The 16,664-nt window shown below is 67.2% G+C and carries 18 protein-coding genes and 2 tRNA genes; 12 read left to right on the top strand and 8 right to left on the bottom strand.

Annotated elements, in window-relative coordinates; genetic code table 11:
* Positions 1–35: 35 nt before the first annotated feature.
* Positions 36–1,874: a monovalent cation:proton antiporter-2 (CPA2) family protein gene (locus IAE60_RS13805; protein WP_187572701.1), complete on the top strand. Its 1,839-nt coding sequence runs from the start codon at positions 36–38 to the stop codon at positions 1,872–1,874.
* Positions 1,875–1,883: 9 nt separating this feature from the next.
* Here the strand turns inward: IAE60_RS13805 and IAE60_RS13800 are convergent, their stop codons facing one another.
* A complete protein-coding gene (locus tag IAE60_RS13800; protein WP_244966581.1) occupies positions 1,884–2,675 on the bottom strand; it encodes an alpha/beta hydrolase in 792 nt (263 codons plus the stop codon).
* Positions 2,668–2,964 carry a DUF1244 domain-containing protein gene (locus IAE60_RS13795; protein WP_187572700.1) on the bottom strand — a complete coding sequence of 99 codons (297 nt, stop codon included), beginning with the start codon at positions 2,962–2,964 and terminating at the stop codon, positions 2,668–2,670. The genes IAE60_RS13800 and IAE60_RS13795 overlap by 8 nt, the downstream gene beginning before the upstream one ends.
* 70 nt (positions 2,965–3,034) lie before the next feature.
* On the opposite strand from IAE60_RS13795, the gene folD reads away from it, so the two are divergent.
* The 4 genes from folD to tadA all read left to right on the top strand — a co-directional run bounded on the left by folD (position 3,035) and on the right by tadA (position 7,638).
* Entirely contained in the window at positions 3,035–3,892 is an 858-nt protein-coding gene (folD, locus tag IAE60_RS13790; RefSeq protein ID WP_187572699.1) for a bifunctional methylenetetrahydrofolate dehydrogenase/methenyltetrahydrofolate cyclohydrolase FolD, read from the top strand.
* A 107-nt stretch (positions 3,893–3,999) separates the two neighbouring features.
* Positions 4,000–5,457 carry an IMP dehydrogenase gene (gene guaB / locus IAE60_RS13785; RefSeq protein ID WP_187572698.1) on the top strand — a complete coding sequence of 486 codons (1,458 nt, stop codon included), beginning with the start codon at positions 4,000–4,002 and terminating at the stop codon, positions 5,455–5,457.
* Between the two features lie 139 nt (positions 5,458–5,596).
* Positions 5,597–7,162, top strand: coding sequence for a glutamine-hydrolyzing GMP synthase (gene guaA / locus IAE60_RS13780; RefSeq protein ID WP_187572697.1), 1,566 nt, complete (start codon positions 5,597–5,599; stop codon positions 7,160–7,162).
* On the top strand, positions 7,162–7,638 hold the full coding sequence (gene tadA, locus IAE60_RS13775) for a tRNA adenosine(34) deaminase TadA (RefSeq protein WP_187572696.1): 477 nt from the start codon (positions 7,162–7,164) through the stop codon (positions 7,636–7,638). Before guaA ends, tadA begins: the two co-directional genes overlap by 1 nt.
* On the opposite strand, the gene IAE60_RS13770 is transcribed toward tadA, so the two are convergent.
* Positions 7,635–8,105, bottom strand: a complete 471-nt coding sequence (locus tag IAE60_RS13770) for a DUF2721 domain-containing protein (protein WP_185896246.1) — start codon at positions 8,103–8,105, stop codon at positions 7,635–7,637. The genes tadA and IAE60_RS13770 overlap by 4 nt on opposite strands.
* Positions 8,106–8,205: 100 nt before the next feature.
* Here IAE60_RS13770 and orn point away from each other — a divergent pair, with 100 nt between their 5' ends.
* Positions 8,206–8,769 carry an oligoribonuclease gene (gene orn, locus IAE60_RS13765; protein ID WP_185896245.1) on the top strand — a complete coding sequence of 188 codons (564 nt, stop codon included), beginning with the start codon at positions 8,206–8,208 and terminating at the stop codon, positions 8,767–8,769.
* A gap of 64 nt (positions 8,770–8,833) precedes the next feature.
* Here orn and IAE60_RS13760 read toward each other — a convergent pair whose 3' ends face one another.
* Positions 8,834–9,781: a mechanosensitive ion channel family protein gene (locus IAE60_RS13760; RefSeq protein ID WP_185896244.1), complete on the bottom strand. Its 948-nt coding sequence runs from the start codon at positions 9,779–9,781 to the stop codon at positions 8,834–8,836.
* Positions 9,782–9,874: 93 nt separating this feature from the next.
* Positions 9,875–12,247, bottom strand: a complete 2,373-nt coding sequence (ppsA, locus tag IAE60_RS13755) for a phosphoenolpyruvate synthase (RefSeq protein ID WP_162109708.1) — start codon at positions 12,245–12,247, stop codon at positions 9,875–9,877.
* 151 nt (positions 12,248–12,398) lie between these two features.
* Here ppsA and ppsR point away from each other — a divergent pair, with 151 nt between their 5' ends.
* Both ppsR and IAE60_RS13745 read left to right on the top strand, forming a co-directional pair.
* Positions 12,399–13,220, top strand: a complete 822-nt coding sequence (ppsR, locus tag IAE60_RS13750; protein WP_162109709.1) for a posphoenolpyruvate synthetase regulatory kinase/phosphorylase PpsR — start codon at positions 12,399–12,401, stop codon at positions 13,218–13,220.
* Positions 13,221–13,336: 116 nt separating this feature from the next.
* Entirely contained in the window at positions 13,337–13,819 is a 483-nt protein-coding gene (locus tag IAE60_RS13745) for a DUF1249 domain-containing protein (protein WP_187572695.1), read from the top strand.
* 21 nt (positions 13,820–13,840) lie between these two features.
* Here IAE60_RS13745 and IAE60_RS13740 read toward each other — a convergent pair whose 3' ends face one another.
* From IAE60_RS13740 to IAE60_RS13730, 3 genes are all read right to left on the bottom strand, one after another.
* On the bottom strand, positions 13,841–14,068 hold the full coding sequence (locus tag IAE60_RS13740) for a hypothetical protein (protein ID WP_162109711.1): 228 nt from the start codon (positions 14,066–14,068) through the stop codon (positions 13,841–13,843).
* Positions 14,069–14,259: 191 nt separating this feature from the next.
* Positions 14,260–14,335: transfer RNA gene (locus tag IAE60_RS13735), tRNA-Glu, on the bottom strand.
* 51 nt (positions 14,336–14,386) lie between these two features.
* A tRNA-Ala gene (locus IAE60_RS13730) sits at positions 14,387–14,462 on the bottom strand.
* A 139-nt stretch (positions 14,463–14,601) separates the two neighbouring features.
* Here IAE60_RS13730 and IAE60_RS13725 point away from each other — a divergent pair.
* Genes IAE60_RS13725 through IAE60_RS13710 form a run of 4 tightly spaced genes read left to right on the top strand, consistent with a single transcriptional unit; the run spans position 14,602 to position 16,651 of the window.
* On the top strand, positions 14,602–15,336 hold the full coding sequence (locus IAE60_RS13725) for a beta-ketoacyl synthase chain length factor (RefSeq protein ID WP_187572694.1): 735 nt from the start codon (positions 14,602–14,604) through the stop codon (positions 15,334–15,336).
* Positions 15,329–16,126 (top strand): lysophospholipid acyltransferase family protein, encoded by a 798-nt coding sequence (locus IAE60_RS13720; protein WP_187572693.1) that lies wholly within the window; start codon positions 15,329–15,331, stop codon positions 16,124–16,126. Before IAE60_RS13725 ends, IAE60_RS13720 begins: the two co-directional genes overlap by 8 nt.
* Positions 16,104–16,373 carry a phosphopantetheine-binding protein gene (locus IAE60_RS13715; RefSeq protein WP_462687195.1) on the top strand — a complete coding sequence of 90 codons (270 nt, stop codon included), beginning with the start codon at positions 16,104–16,106 and terminating at the stop codon, positions 16,371–16,373. Before IAE60_RS13720 ends, IAE60_RS13715 begins: the two co-directional genes overlap by 23 nt.
* Before the next feature lie 23 nt (positions 16,374–16,396).
* Positions 16,397–16,651: an acyl carrier protein gene (locus tag IAE60_RS13710; protein ID WP_142124725.1), complete on the top strand. Its 255-nt coding sequence runs from the start codon at positions 16,397–16,399 to the stop codon at positions 16,649–16,651.
* The last annotated feature ends 13 nt before the right edge of the window (positions 16,652–16,664 follow it).

Genomic DNA, 16,664 nt, shown 5'->3' with positions numbered 1-16,664 from the left:
CATTCGTGCCGGGCGACATCCGGTAGACTCGCGGCATGAGTGCAGAATCGGGTGCCAGCCAACTGGTGAGTGTCGTCGCCCTGCTGGGTGCGGCGGTGGTGACGGTGCCGATCTTCCGGCGCCTGGGTCTGGGCTCGGTGCTGGGTTACCTGGCCGCCGGCCTCGCGATCGGTCCGTTCGGCCTGAAATGGTTCAACGACCCGCAATCCATCCTGCACGTCGCCGAACTGGGCGTGGTGATGTTCCTGTTCGTCATCGGCCTGGAGATGCGGCCCAGCCACCTGTGGAGCCTGCGCAGGCAGATATTCGGCCTGGGCACACTGCAGATCGCGTTGTGCACGGTGCTGCTGACCGGCGTGGGGCTGGCGTTCGGCTATTCCTTGGCCGTCTCGTTCATCGGCGGCATGGGCTTCGTGCTGACCTCCACGGCGGTGGTAATGCAGCTGCTGGCCGAACGGGGCGACGTCGCCTTGCCGCACGGACAGAAGGTCGTCTCCATCCTGCTGTTCGAAGACCTGCTGATCGTGCCGCTGCTGGTGCTCGTCGCCTTCATGTCGCCGCAGGTGACGCAGCCGGAGGAAGGCTCGCGCTGGCTGGCGATCGGCATCGGCGTGGCCTCGCTGGCCGGCCTGATCGCGGCGGGCATCTGGCTGCTCAATCCCTTGTTCCGCGTACTCGCCACAGCGAAGGCGCGTGAAGTGATGACGGCAGCGGCATTGCTCGTGGTGCTGGGTGCCGCGTTGCTGATGCAGTTGGGCGGCCTGTCGATGGCGATGGGGGCCTTCCTCGCCGGCGTACTGCTGTCCGAATCCACCTTCCGCCACCAGATCGAAGCCGACATCGAGCCGTTCCGCGGCATCCTGCTGGGCCTGTTCTTCCTCGGCGTAGGCATGGCGCTGGACCTGGGCGTGGTGGCCAGCAACTGGCCGCTGATCGTCGGCGCGGTACTGGCGATGATGGTGGTCAAGGCGGCGTGCATCTACGTGGTGGCGCGGGTGACGCGCAGTCCGCATGCCGAAGCCCTGGATCGCGCGGTGTTGATGGCGCAGGGTGGCGAGTTCGCCTTCGTGCTGTTCGCCGCTGCCGCCGCGGCCGGCATCATCGACGCCACCGTCAATGCCAACCTCACCGCCATCGTGGTGCTGTCGATGGCGCTGACGCCGCTTTTCGTCCTGCTGCTGCGCCGCTTCACCCATCCGGAAGCGCCTTCGATGGAGGGCATCGAGGAAGCCAACGGTCTTTCAGGCAGCGTGCTGATCATCGGGTTCGGCCGCTTCGGCCAGGTGATGAGCCAGTCGCTGCTCGCCCGCGACGTGGACGTGACCATCATCGACACCGACATCGAGATGATCCGAAACGCCGAGGAGTTCGGCTTCAAGATCTACTACGGCGACGGCACCCGGCTGGATGTGCTGCGCGCCTGCGGTGCGCAGACGGCCCAGTCCATCGCGATCTGCATCGACGACAAGGATGCGGCCAACCGCATCGTCGAGCTGGTCAGGCACGAGTTTCCGCAGGCCCAGGTGTTGGCGCGCTCGTTCGACCGCGAACATTCGCTCGCGCTGATCGGCGCCGGCGTCGACTATCAGATCCGCGAGACGTTCGAGTCCGCGGTGGAGTTCGGCAAGGCGGCGCTGATGAGCGTGGGCGCGTCGCGCGAGGATGCGGAGACGATCGCCCTGGAGATCCGCCGGCGCGACGCCGAACGTCTGGAACTGGAGATCGCCGGCGGCGACCTGCGTTCCGGTATCCCGGCGCTCTACGGCAACGCGAAACACACCAAGCCGACCCCGACGCCCTTCACCAAGCCCAAGCGTGAAGCGAAGGCGCTCAACGAGGAAGCCGCCGAGGTCATCGGCGAAGAAGAGGAGTAGCCGGCGCGCTCAGTCGGGGCCGGCAGCCAGGAAAGCGCCGATGGCCGACCAATAGCCCGGATCGAGCGACAGGTCATCGTGGCTGGCCGAGGGGAACTCCACCACCTGTGCCGGCCGCCCGAGTGCCTTGAGCAGCCGGTCGGTGCGCGCGGGTGGCACCACCTGGTCCTGGCCCGCGCGCAGGACCAACAGTCGCCCCTGGTGGCGCGGCAGGCGCGCGGCCGAGTCGTACCGGTCGCGAAGCAGCAGGCCGACCGGGAACACCGGGTAGTGCGCCTGTGCGACCGCTGCCAGGCTGTCGAACGGGGTCACCAGCACCAGGGCGGGCACCCGGCGTTCGGCGGCGACAAAGGTCGCCACGCCACTGCCCAGACTGCGACCGGCTACCGCGACCTGGCCGCCGGCATGCCGTTTCGCGATGTCGTCATGCAGGGCCAGCGCATCGGCCAGCAGGTGGGTTTCCGTCGGTTCGCCATCGCTGGCCCCATAACCCCGGTATGCGACCAGATACACCGTGTGCGAGGGCAGGGCGCGCGTGAACGCTTCCCGGTTTCCCTCGACCGATTCGGCATTGCCGCCGAAGTAGAGCAGGGCGTCCCGGCGGCCGGGATTGACGACCCAGCCGCGCAGGACCACGTCCTGCCGCGCCACGGCGAAGTCCGTCTGCGCGGCGTTCACGCGGGTGAACTGGGGGTAGTAGATCAGCCGTCGCTGCTGCAGGTACAGCAGCGCGCACAGGGCGACATAGACAACGAGGACGGCGCCGGCACCCCACGCCAGCATCCGGCGCGGCCTAGCCATGCCGCTCCTGCGCGGCCTTGAACGCGGCCAGCTGTTCCGGGGTGGCCTCGCGCTGGTGGCGCGCCTTCCAGTCGGCGAAGGGCATGCCGTAGACGCGTTCGCGCGCCTGGTCCTTGTCCATCGCCACGCCGGCCTCGCGGGCGGCCTCGCGGTACCAGTCGGCCAGGCAGTTGCGGCAGAAACCGGCTAGGATCATCAGGTCGATGTTCTGCACATCGGTGCGCTCCTCGTTGAGGTGCTTGAGCAGGCGGCGGAAGGCGGCGGCTTCCAGGGCGTCGGTGTCGGTCATGGGGCTGGCGGGTCGCGTTGGGATGGGGGAATCGGGGACAATAGGGGCCGACTCTACACCGCGCTTCCCCATGACTGCCCGAATCCTGGACGGCCGCCGAATTGCCGAGAACCTGCTGGACGAACTGAAGGTCCGGGTGGACGCGCGGGTGGCGTCCGGCATGGCCCGGCCTGGGCTGGCGGTGGTGCTGGTGGGCGGCGACCCGGCCTCGGCCGTCTACGTCCGCAACAAGCGCAGGGCCGCGGAAAAGGTCGGCATCGAGGCTTTCGACTACGACCTGCCGGCGGGCACGTCCGAGGCGCAGCTGCTGGCTCTGATCGACGAGTTGAATGCCGATCCGAAGATCCACGGCATCCTCATCCAGCTGCCGCTGCCGGGCATTCCCGACGCCAGCCGCCTGATCGAGCGCATCGATCCGCGCAAGGACGTGGACGGCTTCCATCCGGCCAACGTCGGCCACCTGGCCCTGCGCCAGTTCGGCCTGCGGCCCTGCACGCCGCGCGGCATCACCACGCTGCTCGGCTACACCGACCAGCCAGTGCGCGGCCGCAACGCCACCATCGTCGGTGTCAGCAACCACGTCGGCCGCCCGATGGCGCTGGAACTGCTGATCGCCGGCTGCACGGTGACCAGCTGCCACAAGTTCACCCCGCGCGACGTACTGCAGGCCCGCGTCGGCGATGCCGACATCCTGGTGGTTGCGGCGGGCAAGCCGGGCCTGATTCCGGGCGAATGGGTCAAACCGGGCGCGGTGGTCATCGATGTCGGCATCAACCGGCTGGACGATGGCCGTCTGGTCGGTGATGTGGGATTCGATGCCGCCGCGCAGCGGGCCAGCTGGATCACCCCTGTGCCGGGCGGAGTAGGCCCGATGACGGTGGCCACGCTGATGCAGAACACCCTGGAAGCGGCCGAAGCCGGCATTTGAGGCGCGTCCCGGGCACGGGGAAAGCAGCGTTCCGCCAGCGGCGGACTGCGGAAGCCCCGCCGATCAGGGTATAATGCCGCGCTTCCCCAACTCTCCCGGGCCCGCCGATGCTGCGCATCCAGGCTGAAGCACTGACGTACGACGACGTCTCCCTCGTCCCCGCCCATTCCACCGTCCTGCCCAAGGATGTCAGCCTGGAGACGCGCCTGACGCGCGACCTGCGGCTGAAGCTGCCGATCGTCTCGGCCGCCATGGACACCGTCACCGAGGCCCGCCTGGCCATCGCCATGGCCCAGTTGGGCGGCATCGGCATCCTGCACAAGAACCTGACCGTCGAACAGCAGGCCGCCGAAGTGGCCAAGGTCAAGAAATTCGAGGCCGGCGTGATCAAGGAGCCCTTCACCGTCGGGCCCGAAACCACCATCGCCGAGGTGCTCAAGCTCACCCGCGCGCGCAACATCTCCGGCGTACCGGTCGTCGACGGCGGCCAGCTGGTCGGCATCGTCACCAGCCGCGACATGCGCTTCGAGAAGAAGCTCGACGATCCGGTGCGCCACATCATGACCAAGAAGGATCGCCTGGTCACGGTGAAGGAGGGCGCCAGCGACGACGAAGTGCTGCAGCTGCTGCACAGGCACCGCATCGAGAAGGTGCTGGTGGTGAACGACGCCTTCGACCTGCGCGGCCTGATCACCGTCAAGGACATCCAGAAGAAGACCGACAACCCCAACGCCGCCAAGGACAGCGCCAGCCGCCTGGTCGTGGGCGCAGCCGTCGGCGTGGGCGGCGATACCGACCAGCGCGTCGAAGCCCTGGTGGCCGCCGGCGTGGACGTCATCATCGTCGACACCGCGCATGGCCACTCGCAGGGCGTGCTGGACCGCGTGGCCTGGGTCAAGAAGCGCTTCCCGCAGATCCAGGTGATCGGCGGCAACATCGTGACCGGTGACGCCGCGCTGGCGCTGATGGATGCCGGCGCCGACGCGGTGAAGGTCGGCGTGGGCCCGGGCTCGATCTGCACCACCCGCATGGTGGCCGGCGTGGGCGTGCCCCAGATCACCGCGATCGACATGGTCGCCGAAGCGCTGCAGGATCGCATTCCGCTGATCGCCGACGGCGGCATCCGCTATTCGGGCGATATCGGCAAGGCGATCGCCGCGGGTGCGTCTACGGTGATGATCGGCGGCCTGTTCGCCGGCACCGAGGAAGCGCCGGGCGAAGTCGAACTGTTCCAGGGCCGCAGCTACAAGAGCTACCGCGGCATGGGCAGCCTGGGCGCGATGGAGAAGGGGTCCAAGGACCGCTACTTCCAGGACGCCAGCGACGCCGACAAGCTGGTCCCGGAAGGCATCGAAGGCCGCGTGCCGTACCGCGGTTCGGTCGGCGGCATCATCCACCAGCTGGTCGGCGGTCTGCGCGCCACGATGGGCTACGTGGGCTGCGCCACCATCGAGGAGATGCGCGCCAAGCCGAAGTTCGTGGTCATCACCGGCGCCGGCCAGCGCGAGAGCCACGTGCACGACGTGCAGATCACCAAAGAGCCGCCGAATTACCGGATGGGCTGAGGCAGGCCGCTTGCGCGGCACTGCCGCGCGGCCTGCCGAACGCCCGGCCATGGATGGCCGGGCCGGACGACCCGAAGCCGAGACGTCCCGCCACGGACGGCAGCGGCAACGTTCACGAAGCCATTAACGCCGCGAGCCCATGACGAACATCCACACCGACAAGATCCTCATCCTCGATTTCGGCGCGCAGTACACGCAGCTGATCGCCCGCCGCATCCGCGAGATCGGCGTCTACTGCGAAATCTGGGCGTGGGACCACGACCCGGAGGAGATCGCGAAGTTCGGCGCCAAGGGCATCATCCTGTCGGGCGGTCCGGAGTCCACCACGCAGCATGGCGCTCCCAAAGCGCCCCAGCAGGTGTTCGACAGCGGCCTGCCGATCCTGGGCATCTGCTACGGCATGCAGACCCTGGCCGCGCAGCTGGGCGGCGCGACCGAAGCCGCCGACGCACGCGAGTTCGGCCACGCCGAGGTGCAACTGGTTGCGCATGACGCTCTGCTGGGTGGCCTCAGCGACCATCAGGGCGAGCCGCGCATCGATGTGTGGATGAGTCATGGCGACCATGTCGCCAAGGCGCCGCCGGGCTGGACGATCACCGCCACCACCGACCGCATCCCGGTTGCGGCGATGGCGTTGGAGGAGAAGCGCTGGTACGGCGTGCAGTTCCATCCGGAAGTGACGCACACCAAGCAGGGCCAGACGCTGCTGCGCCGCTTCGTCGCCGAGATCTGCGGCTGCCAGACACTGTGGACCGCCGCCAACATCATCGACGATCAGATCGCCCGCGTGCGCGAGCAGGTGGGGTCGGACGAGGTGATCCTGGGCCTGTCCGGCGGCGTGGATTCCTCGGTGGTCGCGGCGCTGCTGCACAAGGCCATCGGCGACCAGCTGACCTGCGTGTTCGTCGATACCGGCCTGCTGCGCTGGCAGGAAGGCGACCAGGTGATGGCGATGTTTGCCGAGCACATGGGCGTCAAGGTTGTACGCGTCAACGCGGCGGACCGCTATTTCAAGGCGCTGGAAGGGGTCGCCGACCCGGAAGTCAAGCGCAAGATCATCGGCAACCTGTTCGTCGAGATCTTCGAGGAAGAGTCGAACAAGCTGAAGAACGCCAAGTGGCTGGCCCAGGGCACGATCTACCCGGACGTGATCGAGTCGGCCGGCAGCAAGACCGGCAAGGCGCACGTCATCAAGAGCCACCACAACGTGGGCGGTCTGCCCGAGCACATGAAGCTGGGTCTGGTCGAACCGCTGCGCGAGCTGTTCAAGGACGAAGTGCGCCGCCTCGGCGTCGAGCTCGGCCTGCCGCGCACGATGGTCTATCGCCATCCGTTCCCGGGCCCGGGCCTGGGCGTGCGCATCCTGGGCGAAGTGAAGCCCGAGTCTGCCGAGCTGCTGGCCAAGGCCGACGCGATCTTCATCGACGAACTGCGCAAGGCCGACCTGTACGACAGGACCTCGCAGGCGTTCGCGGTGTTCCTGCCGGTGAAGTCGGTCGGCGTGGTCGGCGATGCGCGCGCGTACGAATGGGTCATCGCGCTGCGTGCGGTCGAGACGATCGACTTCATGACGGCGCACTGGGCGCACTTGCCGTACGACTTCCTCGGCACCGTGTCCAACCGCATCATCAACGAGCTGCGCGGCATCTCGCGCGTGGTCTACGACATCTCGGGCAAGCCGCCGGCCACCATCGAGTGGGAGTGATGGCCGGTCTGGACGACGAGCAGTGGATGCGCCACGCCTTCGCGCTGGCGGACCGGGCCGAGCGCGAATTCGATGAGATCCCGGTAGGCGCCGTCCTGGTTGGTGCCGACGGACAGGTGCTGGGCGAGGGCTGGAACCGCAACATCGCCGACCATGACCCCACGGCCCACGCCGAGATCGTCGCCATGCGCGAGGCGGGGCGGGTGCTGGGCAACCATCGCCTGGTGGGCTGCACCCTCTACGTGACGCTGGAGCCCTGCGCGATGTGCGCGATGGCGCTGGTGCACGCACGGGTCGCGCGCGTGGTGTATGGCGCTTCCGATCCGAAGACGGGCGCGTGCGGCAGCGTCTTCGACCTGATCGCCGATCCCCGGCACAACCATCGGGTCGAGGTCGTCGGGGGCGTGTTGGGCGACGAAGCCGGGCGCCGCCTGACCAACTACTTTCGCGCCAAGCGCGGCCGCCCCTTGGTCTAGCCGGTCGACGGGGGCGCCTTGCGCCTCACCTTGCGGTGGTCCATCTCTTCGTTGATGGCGGTCACCGCCAGCGTGGATTCGCGCGCCAGCAGCAGGCTGGCCGCCAGCATCGCGACAACGCCGACCGCGGCAAGCCAGGTGGGCACCGAGCCCAGCCGGTGCCCGGTGAATGTATCCACTGCGACCGCCAGGCTGGTGCCGACGAAGCAGCTGATGGCACCGTACAACAGCTGGCCCGCGCGCAGGATGATCAGGCTGCGCTGACGCTGCAGGGCGATGCGCTTCTCCAGCAGCGAGCGTTCCGACTCTTCTTCCACGTCCGCCAACTCGCGCAAGAGGGTGCGTGCGCGGTCGATGATGCGTGCCAGGCGGTTGTTGGCGGAAAGCAACAGCGAGGCGGTCGCCGTCAGGAAGAACGCCGGGGCCAGCATCGCGGTGAGCACGGTGTGGTCGGTGGAAGGAGTCATGGGCCGGTCGAGGGGAGGGTCTGCGTTATGATGACATGATGCGGTTCGTCCGCATTCCCGGCGTGGATTCCCGGGCTCTTCTTCCGTCACGGACCGCTGCATGACCTCGCACAACGCGCATAACGATCGCCTGATCTGGATCGACCTGGAAATGACCGGGCTCGATACCGACCGCGATTCCATCCTCGAAATCGCCACGGTGGTCACCGATTCCAGGTTGAACGTGCTGGCCGAGGGGCCGGAATTCGCCATCGCCCACCCGGTGGCCGTGCTGGAGGCCATGGACGACTGGAACCGCAACCAGCATGGCAAGTCGGGCCTGTGGAAGCGGGTGGTGGAGAGCGGGGTGACGCTGGGCCAGGCCGAGGCGCAGACGGTCGCATTCCTTGCCGAATGGGTGCCGGCCGGCGCCTCGCCGATGTGCGGCAATTCGATCTGCCAGGATCGCCGTTTCCTGCACCGGTTGATGCCGCGGCTTGAGAAGTACTTCCACTACCGCAACCTGGATGTCAGTACCCTCAAGGAACTGGCCCGTCGCTGGGCACCGCAGGTGCTGGAAGGCGTGCGCAAGCAGGCCAGCCATACCGCCCTGAGCGACGTGCGCGACTCGATCGAGGAACTGCGCCACTACCGCAGGCACATGGCGGCGCTGGCCGGCGAGTGACGTAGCGTGCGCCGTGCGCACGACGATCCGAACCCCGGACCATGCGACGTGCGCAAGGCGCGCGCTACGCCGGCTTGGCCACGTCGCCGTCGTCGGCGACGCCCTTGGTGATGATGTCGGTCAGCGGCGTGCCGTCGCCATTGTGGTGGTACACGTGCAGGTCGCGCTGCGGGTACGGGATGTTCAGGCCGTTGCCGATGATCTCGGTGCGCACGGCTTCGGTGAGATCACTCCTGGTCTCGCCGAAATCCTTGGTCTTCGTCCAGGCGAGCAGGATGAGGTCGACGCTGCTTTCGCTCAGCTTGCTGACGATCACGCTGGGCGCCGGCTCATCCAGCACCAACGGGTGGTCGTTCGCCAGTTTCAGCAGGACGGCCTTGGCCTGCTTGAGGTCGTCGTCGTAGCCCACGCCCACGGGGATGTCGATCCGGCGGTGCGGCTTGGCGGTGAAATTGATGATCGGTGCGGTGGTGATCAGGCTGTTCGGCAGCACGATCAGGCGGTTGTCGAGCGTGCGCATCCGGGTCTGGAAAATGCGGACCTCCTCGATGATGCCCTCCAGTCCGGCCGCCTGCACGTAGTCGCCGTCGCGGAACGGACGCAGCACGATCAGCATCACGCCCGAGGCGATGTTGGACAGCGAGTCCTTCAGGGCCAGGCCCACCGCCAGGCCGGCGGCGCCCAGTACGGCCAGCATCGAGGTCGGATTCACGCCCAGCGAGGTGAGCGCGGTGATGATCACCAGCACCATCATCGCGGCGTAGCTGGCGCGACGCAGGAAACCACCCAGCGTGGCGTCCGCGTGGGTACGCCCCAGCACGCGTTCCAGGCCGGCGCTCAGGCGCTTGGCCAGCCACATGCCGACCAGGAAGATGACGACGGCGGCCAGCAGCTTCAGGCCCCAGGTCTCCAGCAACTGCAGCCAGTCGATGCCACGCAGTTCCTGCATGAAGGCGGCGGGCTCGGTGGGGATGTCGGGCAGGACGGGCGGAGTCTTGGCAGGGGTGGACATCGGGCTTCCGGAAATGAAGCACGCCCCGTCAGGGGCGTGCAGTGGCATGCGGCGATGGTAACCGCCTTCGCGTGAAGGCGGTTGCGTGCGACGTCAGCCGGCCTTGGTCTTCGCCAGGCGCAGCCAGGTGTCGACCACCGTATCGGGATTCAACGACACCGATTCGATGCCCTCGGCCATCAGCCATTCCGCCAGGTCCGGGTGGTCGCTGGGGCCCTGGCCGCAGATGCCGATGTACTTGCCCTTGGCGCGCGCGGCCTTGATGGCCATCGACAGCATCTTCTTGACGGCCGGATTCCGTTCGTCGAACAGGTTGGCGACGATGGACGAGTCGCGGTCCAGTCCCAGGGTCAGCTGGGTCAGGTCGTTCGATCCGATCGAGAAGCCGTCGAAGATGTCGAGGAATTCCTCGGCGAGCAGCGCGTTCGACGGCACCTCGCACATCATGATGATCTTGAGTCCGTTCTCGCCCTGGCGCAGGCCGTGCTTGGCCAGCACGTCGATGACCTTGCGGCCTTCCTCCAGTGTGCGCACGAACGGGATCATCACCCACAGATTGTCCAGCCCCATCTCGTCGCGCACGCGGCGCACGGCCTGGCATTCCAGCGCGAAGGCGGGTTCGAACGACGGGTCGACGTAGCGGCTGGCGCCACGGAAGCCGATCATCGGGTTCTCTTCGTGCGGCTCATAGCGGCTGCCGCCGATCAGGTTGGCGTATTCGTTGGACTTGAAGTCCGACAGGCGCACGATGACGGGATTCGGTGCGACCGAAGCGGTGATGGTGGCGATGCCTTCGGCCAGGCGGTCCACATAGAAACTCACCGGATCGGCGTAGCCAGCGGTCTTGGCATCGATCTTCCTGCGGACGTCCGGCTCCTGGCGGTCGTACTCCAGCAGGGCGAGCGGATGCACGCCGATGTGGCTGGCGATGATCATTTCCAGGCGCGCCAGGCCGATGCCGGCATTGGGCAGCTGGCCGAAGTCGAACGCGCGCTCCGGGTTGGCCACGTTCATCATGATCTTCAGCGGCGCCGCCGGCATGGCGGCCAGATCGGTGGTGGTGCGCTCGAAGGGCAGGGCACCGGCATATATGAAGCCGGTATCGCCTTCGGCGCAGCTCACGGTCACTTCGGTGCCGTCGGTGATGTGGTCCAGCGCGTTGCCGGTGCCGACGACGGCGGGCACGCCCAGTTCGCGCGCGATGATGGCGGCGTGGCAGGTACGGCCGCCGCGGTTGGTGACGATGGCGCTGGCGCGCTTCATCACCGGTTCCCAGTCGGGATCGGTCATGTCGGCCACCAGCACGTCGCCGGGCTGCACGCGGTTCATGTCGTCCAGCGAGCGCACCACGCGGGCCACGCCACTGCCGATCTTCTGGCCGATGGCACGGCCTTCGGCGACCACCTGGCCCCGCTTCTCCAGCGCATAGCGCTCGATCTGGGTGGCCTTGGCACGCGACTTCACCGTCTCCGGACGTGCCTGCACGATGAACAGCCTGCCCGTCACGCCATCCTTCGCCCATTCGATGTCCATGGGACGGCCGTAGTGCTGTTCGATGACCAGCGCCTGTTTCGCCAGTTCGTGCACGTCGGCATCGGTAATGGAGAACGTGTTGCGGAGTTCCGCGGGCGTGTCCTCGGTGCGCACGCGCTCGCCCGGCACGTCCGAATACACCATGCGCAGCGCCTTGCTGCCCAGCGAACGGCGCAGGATCGCCGGCTTGCCCTGCTTGAGGGTGGGCTTGTAGACGTAGAACTCGTCCGGGTTCACCGCACCCTGCACGACCATCTCGCCAAGGCCGAAGCTGGAGGTGACGAACACCACGTCGCGGAAGCCGGATTCGGTGTCCAGCGTGAACAGCACGCCGGACGCGCCCACGCCCGAGCGCACCATCAGCTGCACGCCGGCGGACAGGAACACGTCCTCGTGCTTGAACCCGTGGTGCACGCGGTAGGCGATGGCGCGGTCGTTGTAGAGGCTGGCGAAGACTTCCTTGACCTTGTGCACGACATCGTCGGCACCGGTGACGTTGAGGAACGTCTCCTGCTGGCCGGCGAAGCTGGCATCCGGCAGGTCTTCGGCGGTCGCGGAGGAACGCACGGCCACGGCCACGTCGCCACCGCCGTTCTCGGCGCACAGCTTCGCGTAGGCGCTACGGATGTCGGCATCCAGATCCGGCTGCAGGGGCGCGTCGATGACCCAGCCGCGGATTTCCTTGCCGGCGGCGGTCAGGGCGGGCACGTCTTCCACGTCCAGCGTGGCCAGCTTGTCGAAGATGCGCTTGGAGAGGTCGTTGTGGGCGATGAACGCCTTGAACGCCTCGGCCGTGGTCGCGTAGCCGCCGGGCACCGAGACGCCCAGGTTGGCCAGGTGGCCGATCATCTCGCCCAGCGACGAATTCTTGCCGCCCACGCGGGCCAGGTCAGCCAGGCGCAGCTCGTGCAGCCACAGGATGTTCTCGTTCAAGCGCATTGCTCCGAAATGGACCGCACCGCGCCGAGGACCGCCGGCGTGGGGCCGTGTCTAGGGGGAAGAAGCGATATGATGCAGTGCATACCAATTGCAGACAAGCTTGATTTGACAGGGGTTTCCATGGTGAAGCAGGGGAAAAGTGGCCATGTCTGAACTGCGCCCGGTGTTCTATGTGTCCGATGGCACCGGTATCACGGCCGAGACCATCGGCCACAGCCTGCTGACCCAGTTCGCGGGAATGCGGTTCCAGACCGACCGGCTGTCCTTCGTGGACGACGAAGAGAAGGCCCGGGATGCCGCGGACCGCATCCGTCGCACCGGCGAGCGGCTGGGCGCGCGCCCGATCGTGGTGAGCTCCTGCGTGGATCCGACCCTGAGCGCCCTGATCGCCGAGAGCGGTGCGCTGGTGCTGGACGTGTTCGCGCCCTTCATCGAGCCGCTGGAGCGCGAACTGGGCGAGCAGCGCCAGTCGCGCGTGGGCCAGGCGCATGGTCTGGTCGATTTCGAGACCTACCACCGCCGCATCAACGCGATGAACTTCGCGTTGACCCACGACGATGGCATGGCGGTGAGTTACGACGAGGCCGACGTGATCCTGGTGGCGGTGTCGCGCGCCGGCAAGACGCCTACCTGCGTCTACCTCGCTTTGCACTACGGCATCCGCGCAGCCAACTATCCGCTGACCGATGGCGACCTGGAAACCGACCGCCTGCCCGTGCGCCTGCGTCCCTACCGTCGAAAGCTGTTCGCGCTGACCATCGATCCGGAGCGCCTGCACCAGATCCGGCAGGAACGCCGGCCGAACTCCAGCTACGCGAAGATGGAAACCTGCAGGCGCGAAGTGGCCGCGGCCGAGGCGATGTTCCAGGTGGAACGCCTGCCCACGCTCAGCACCACCAACAAGTCCATCGAGGAGATCTCTAGCAAGGTCCTCTCCACGCTGGGCCTGCAGCGCGAGATGTACTGAGCGGGGAGGGTGCGGCGCGGGCCCGGAAATCCACGGGCGGCAGATCCTTAACTTAGGCCGCACGATGCTGCGCGTCAATGCTGCCGCGCAGGGAATTCCGCGTGTAGGATCGGGCCATGTCCCAGGCCCTCGCACGCACCGCACGCATTCTCCGGCTGAGCCGTTTCGGCTGGCTGATGGCGCTGTATGCGGAGAACCATGCGCGGCTCTCGCGCCTGTTCGCGCCCGAGCACCTGCAGGCGGGCAGTTACCTGTCCAGCGTCGGCGACGGACTGGACCTGCGCCTGGACGTGATCGAGACGCACCGCTACACGGTGGAACTGCGGCTGACCTACGACCTATGCGACCCGCTCACCGGCGAGCCCGACCCCTCGGCCTTCGTGCGGCTCTACCGCGACGCGCACCAGGCCGAAGCCACGCACTGCTATGTGGGCCGTCGCTGGCAGGACGTCATCGGCCTGTATCCGCCGCCGGCCGAGGTCATCAGCCACCGCATGCGGATGAATACCTTTCTCGGCAAATGGCTGGAGTACCTGGCCGAGCAGGGGCATGGCGTGGCGACCCTGCATCCGGCCGGATTCGTGCGCGACGTCGCCTGATTCCGCGCGCAGTCCGGCCGCTCAGGCCACGCGCACGAAGCGGATGGCGTTGAGCCGGCGCAGGCCGTTGCGGGCGTCGCGGCTCATGTTCATCACGTCGATCGCGCCCTGTGTTTCCAGTTCCAGCAGCCGCTGTGCGACCGCATCGAAGGCGGCCTCATCCAGCCCCAGCGAGCCCGCCGTCCATCGTGTATCGCGATGGAGCGGCAGTTGCGAGACGAGTTCGTCGGCGAGGGCATCGTGCGTCATGACGGCAGCTCCACGAAGGGGAACCAGCTTCGACCACACCATCTGTTGGCCTGCGCGACCGCGAGGGTCGGCATGGGCTGCCCAAGGTTCTACGCGGGAGGTGGTGAGATTCTTGTAAATGCCTGCGAAAGCAGGGTTACGAATGTGCGAGGCAAAAAAAGAGGCCCGGTTTCCCGGGCCTTCAAGATAAGTGGCGTCCCCACGGGGATTCGAACCCCGGTCGCTACCGTGAAAGGGTAATGTCCTAGGCCTCTAGACGATGGGGACACACGAAAGTGTTGCCAGATTTTCTTTCCGGACGGCCTATTGTCCAGAAGTTGGTGGAGCCAGGCGGGATCGAACCGCCGACCTCCTGCATGCCATGCAGGCGCTCTCCCAGCTGAGCTATGGCCCCACGTGCTGGCAGGAGCGAAATAATAGCCAGCCTCTTTCCGATGCGCAAGCATCCGTTACGAAAATTTTTACGACTGGCGAACATCCGGGCATGCGGGTGAAATAGCGCGCACGGAATTCGACGGAGCGGTGCGCGCGGGATGATCGGCTTTTCAGTCAAGCAATGGGCCGCATGGGCGCCGGGTCTGGTGGATCGGGATGCATGGCGCGCATGGGCCTCGGCGCCGTGGGTACCCTCGGGGACCGAAACGCCTGCGCTGCAGGAGGTTCCCGCCATGCAACGGCGCCGCATCGAGCGGCTGGGGCGCATGGCCATCCAGACTGCCTGCTGGTGCCAGGAGGCCGAAGAGAGCGGGGTGCCGCTGGTGTTCGCCTCGCGGCATGGCGACGTGGCGCGCTCCATGGAGCTGCTGGAAGCGCTTGCCGCGGACGAACCCCCATCGCCCACCACGTTCGGGCTGTCTGTACACAACGCCATCGCCGCGCTCTATTCGATCCTGCGCCGGGACCGCGGCAACTACGTGGCGGTGGCCGGTGGCAGGGCGACGGTGGAGACAGCCTGCATCGAGGCCGCCGCTCTGCTGGCCGATGGCGCGCCGGAAGTGCTGCTGGTGGTCTACGACGCACCCTTGCCTGCCGTGTACGCGGACTTTGCCGACGAACCGGACGCAGGCTTCGCATGGTGCTGGCGCGTGGGTCCGGTGGGCGCGGAGGGGGATGCGGTCGCACTGGGGTGGAATGACGAAGGCGGGGCGGACGACACCCCTGCGGCATTGCCTCATGCACTGGATGTGCTGCGATTCCTGCTGTCGGGCGATCCTTCCCTCCAATGGCGGGGCGACGGCACCGCCTGGCACTGGCGGCGGAATGCGTGAGCGCATCCACCACGCGTGGCGGGTCGCGGTCACCGGGCTGAGCTTCCTGGCCTTCGGGCTGGGCGGCCTGTTCCTGGGCCTCTGCGTGCTGCCGCCCATGCTGTGGCTGGTGCCCGACCCGGAGCGCCGTCGGCGCTGGGCACGGCGGATCGTGCAGCGCAGCTTCGCCGCGCACGTGGAACTGATGCGGCGGCTGGGAGTGATGACCTACGAGATCCGCGGCCGCGAGCGGTTGGCGCGCGACGGCCTGCTGGTGCTGGCGAACCACCCCACCCTGATCGACGTGGTCCTGCTGGTTTCGCTGCTGCCCAATGCGGATTGCGTGGTCAAGTCGGCGGTCGCGCGCAATCCGTTCATGCGGGGGCCGGTCCGGGCCGCAGGTTACGTATCCAACGACGATGGTGCAGGGCTAGTGGAGGACTGCATCGCCGCCGTGCGCGCAGGAGGCGCGCTGGTGATCTTTCCCGAGGGTACGCGGACCACGCCGGGCCAGCCGCTGCGGTTGCAGCGCGGCGCCGCCAACATCGCCGTGCGCGGCGCGCTGGACATCACGCCGGTGCGGATCACGTGTTCGCCGCCGACGCTGGGGAAAGGGGATAAGTGGTATCGTGTGCCGCCGACGCGGTTCCATATGGTGATCGATGTTCAGGAAGACCTGCCGATCGCCCCGTTCCTGAACGGAACGGAGGGGGCGGATCCGTCGGCGGGGGGAGAGGCGCTGGCAGCCCGGCGGCTCACGGAACATCTGGCCAACTACTTTGCGGGAGATCCATCGCGTGCAGGCACTTGAGCACGAGATCAAGGAATTGATCATTTCGTCGCTGTCGCTGGAGGACATTTCCCCGGACGACATCGACACCGGCGCGCCGCTCTTCGTGGAGGGGCTCGGTCTGGATTCCATCGATGCCCTGGAATTGGGCCTGGCGCTGCAGAAGCGCTACGGAGTGGCGCTTTCCGCGGATTCGCAGGAAACCCGTCGGCATTTCGCCAGCGTGCGCGCATTGGCCGATTTCGTCGCCTCGCAGGGCAAGGCCTGAGCAGGGACGGCAGGACTGGCAAGATGACCAAGAACGAACTTTTCGACCGGATCGTCACGATCCTGCATGACAGCTTCGAGATCGAGCCCGCGCGGATCACGCCCGAGGCCCGGCTCTACGACGACCTGGACATCGACAGCATCGATGCGGTGGACCTGATCGTGCAACTCAAGCCCTTGCTGGGGCGCAGCCTGCAGCCGGATGCGTTCAAGTCGGTACGCACGGTGCAGGACATCGTGGACGTGCTGTACGGCCTGATCCGCGACCAAGCCGCCTGAGCGCAGGTCGCTC

This window comes from Pseudoxanthomonas mexicana, from assembly GCF_014397415.1.
GTDB classification, from domain to species: Bacteria; Pseudomonadota; Gammaproteobacteria; order Xanthomonadales; family Xanthomonadaceae; genus Pseudoxanthomonas_A; species Pseudoxanthomonas_A mexicana.
This window is presented reverse-complemented; position numbering and strand designations above follow the sequence as displayed.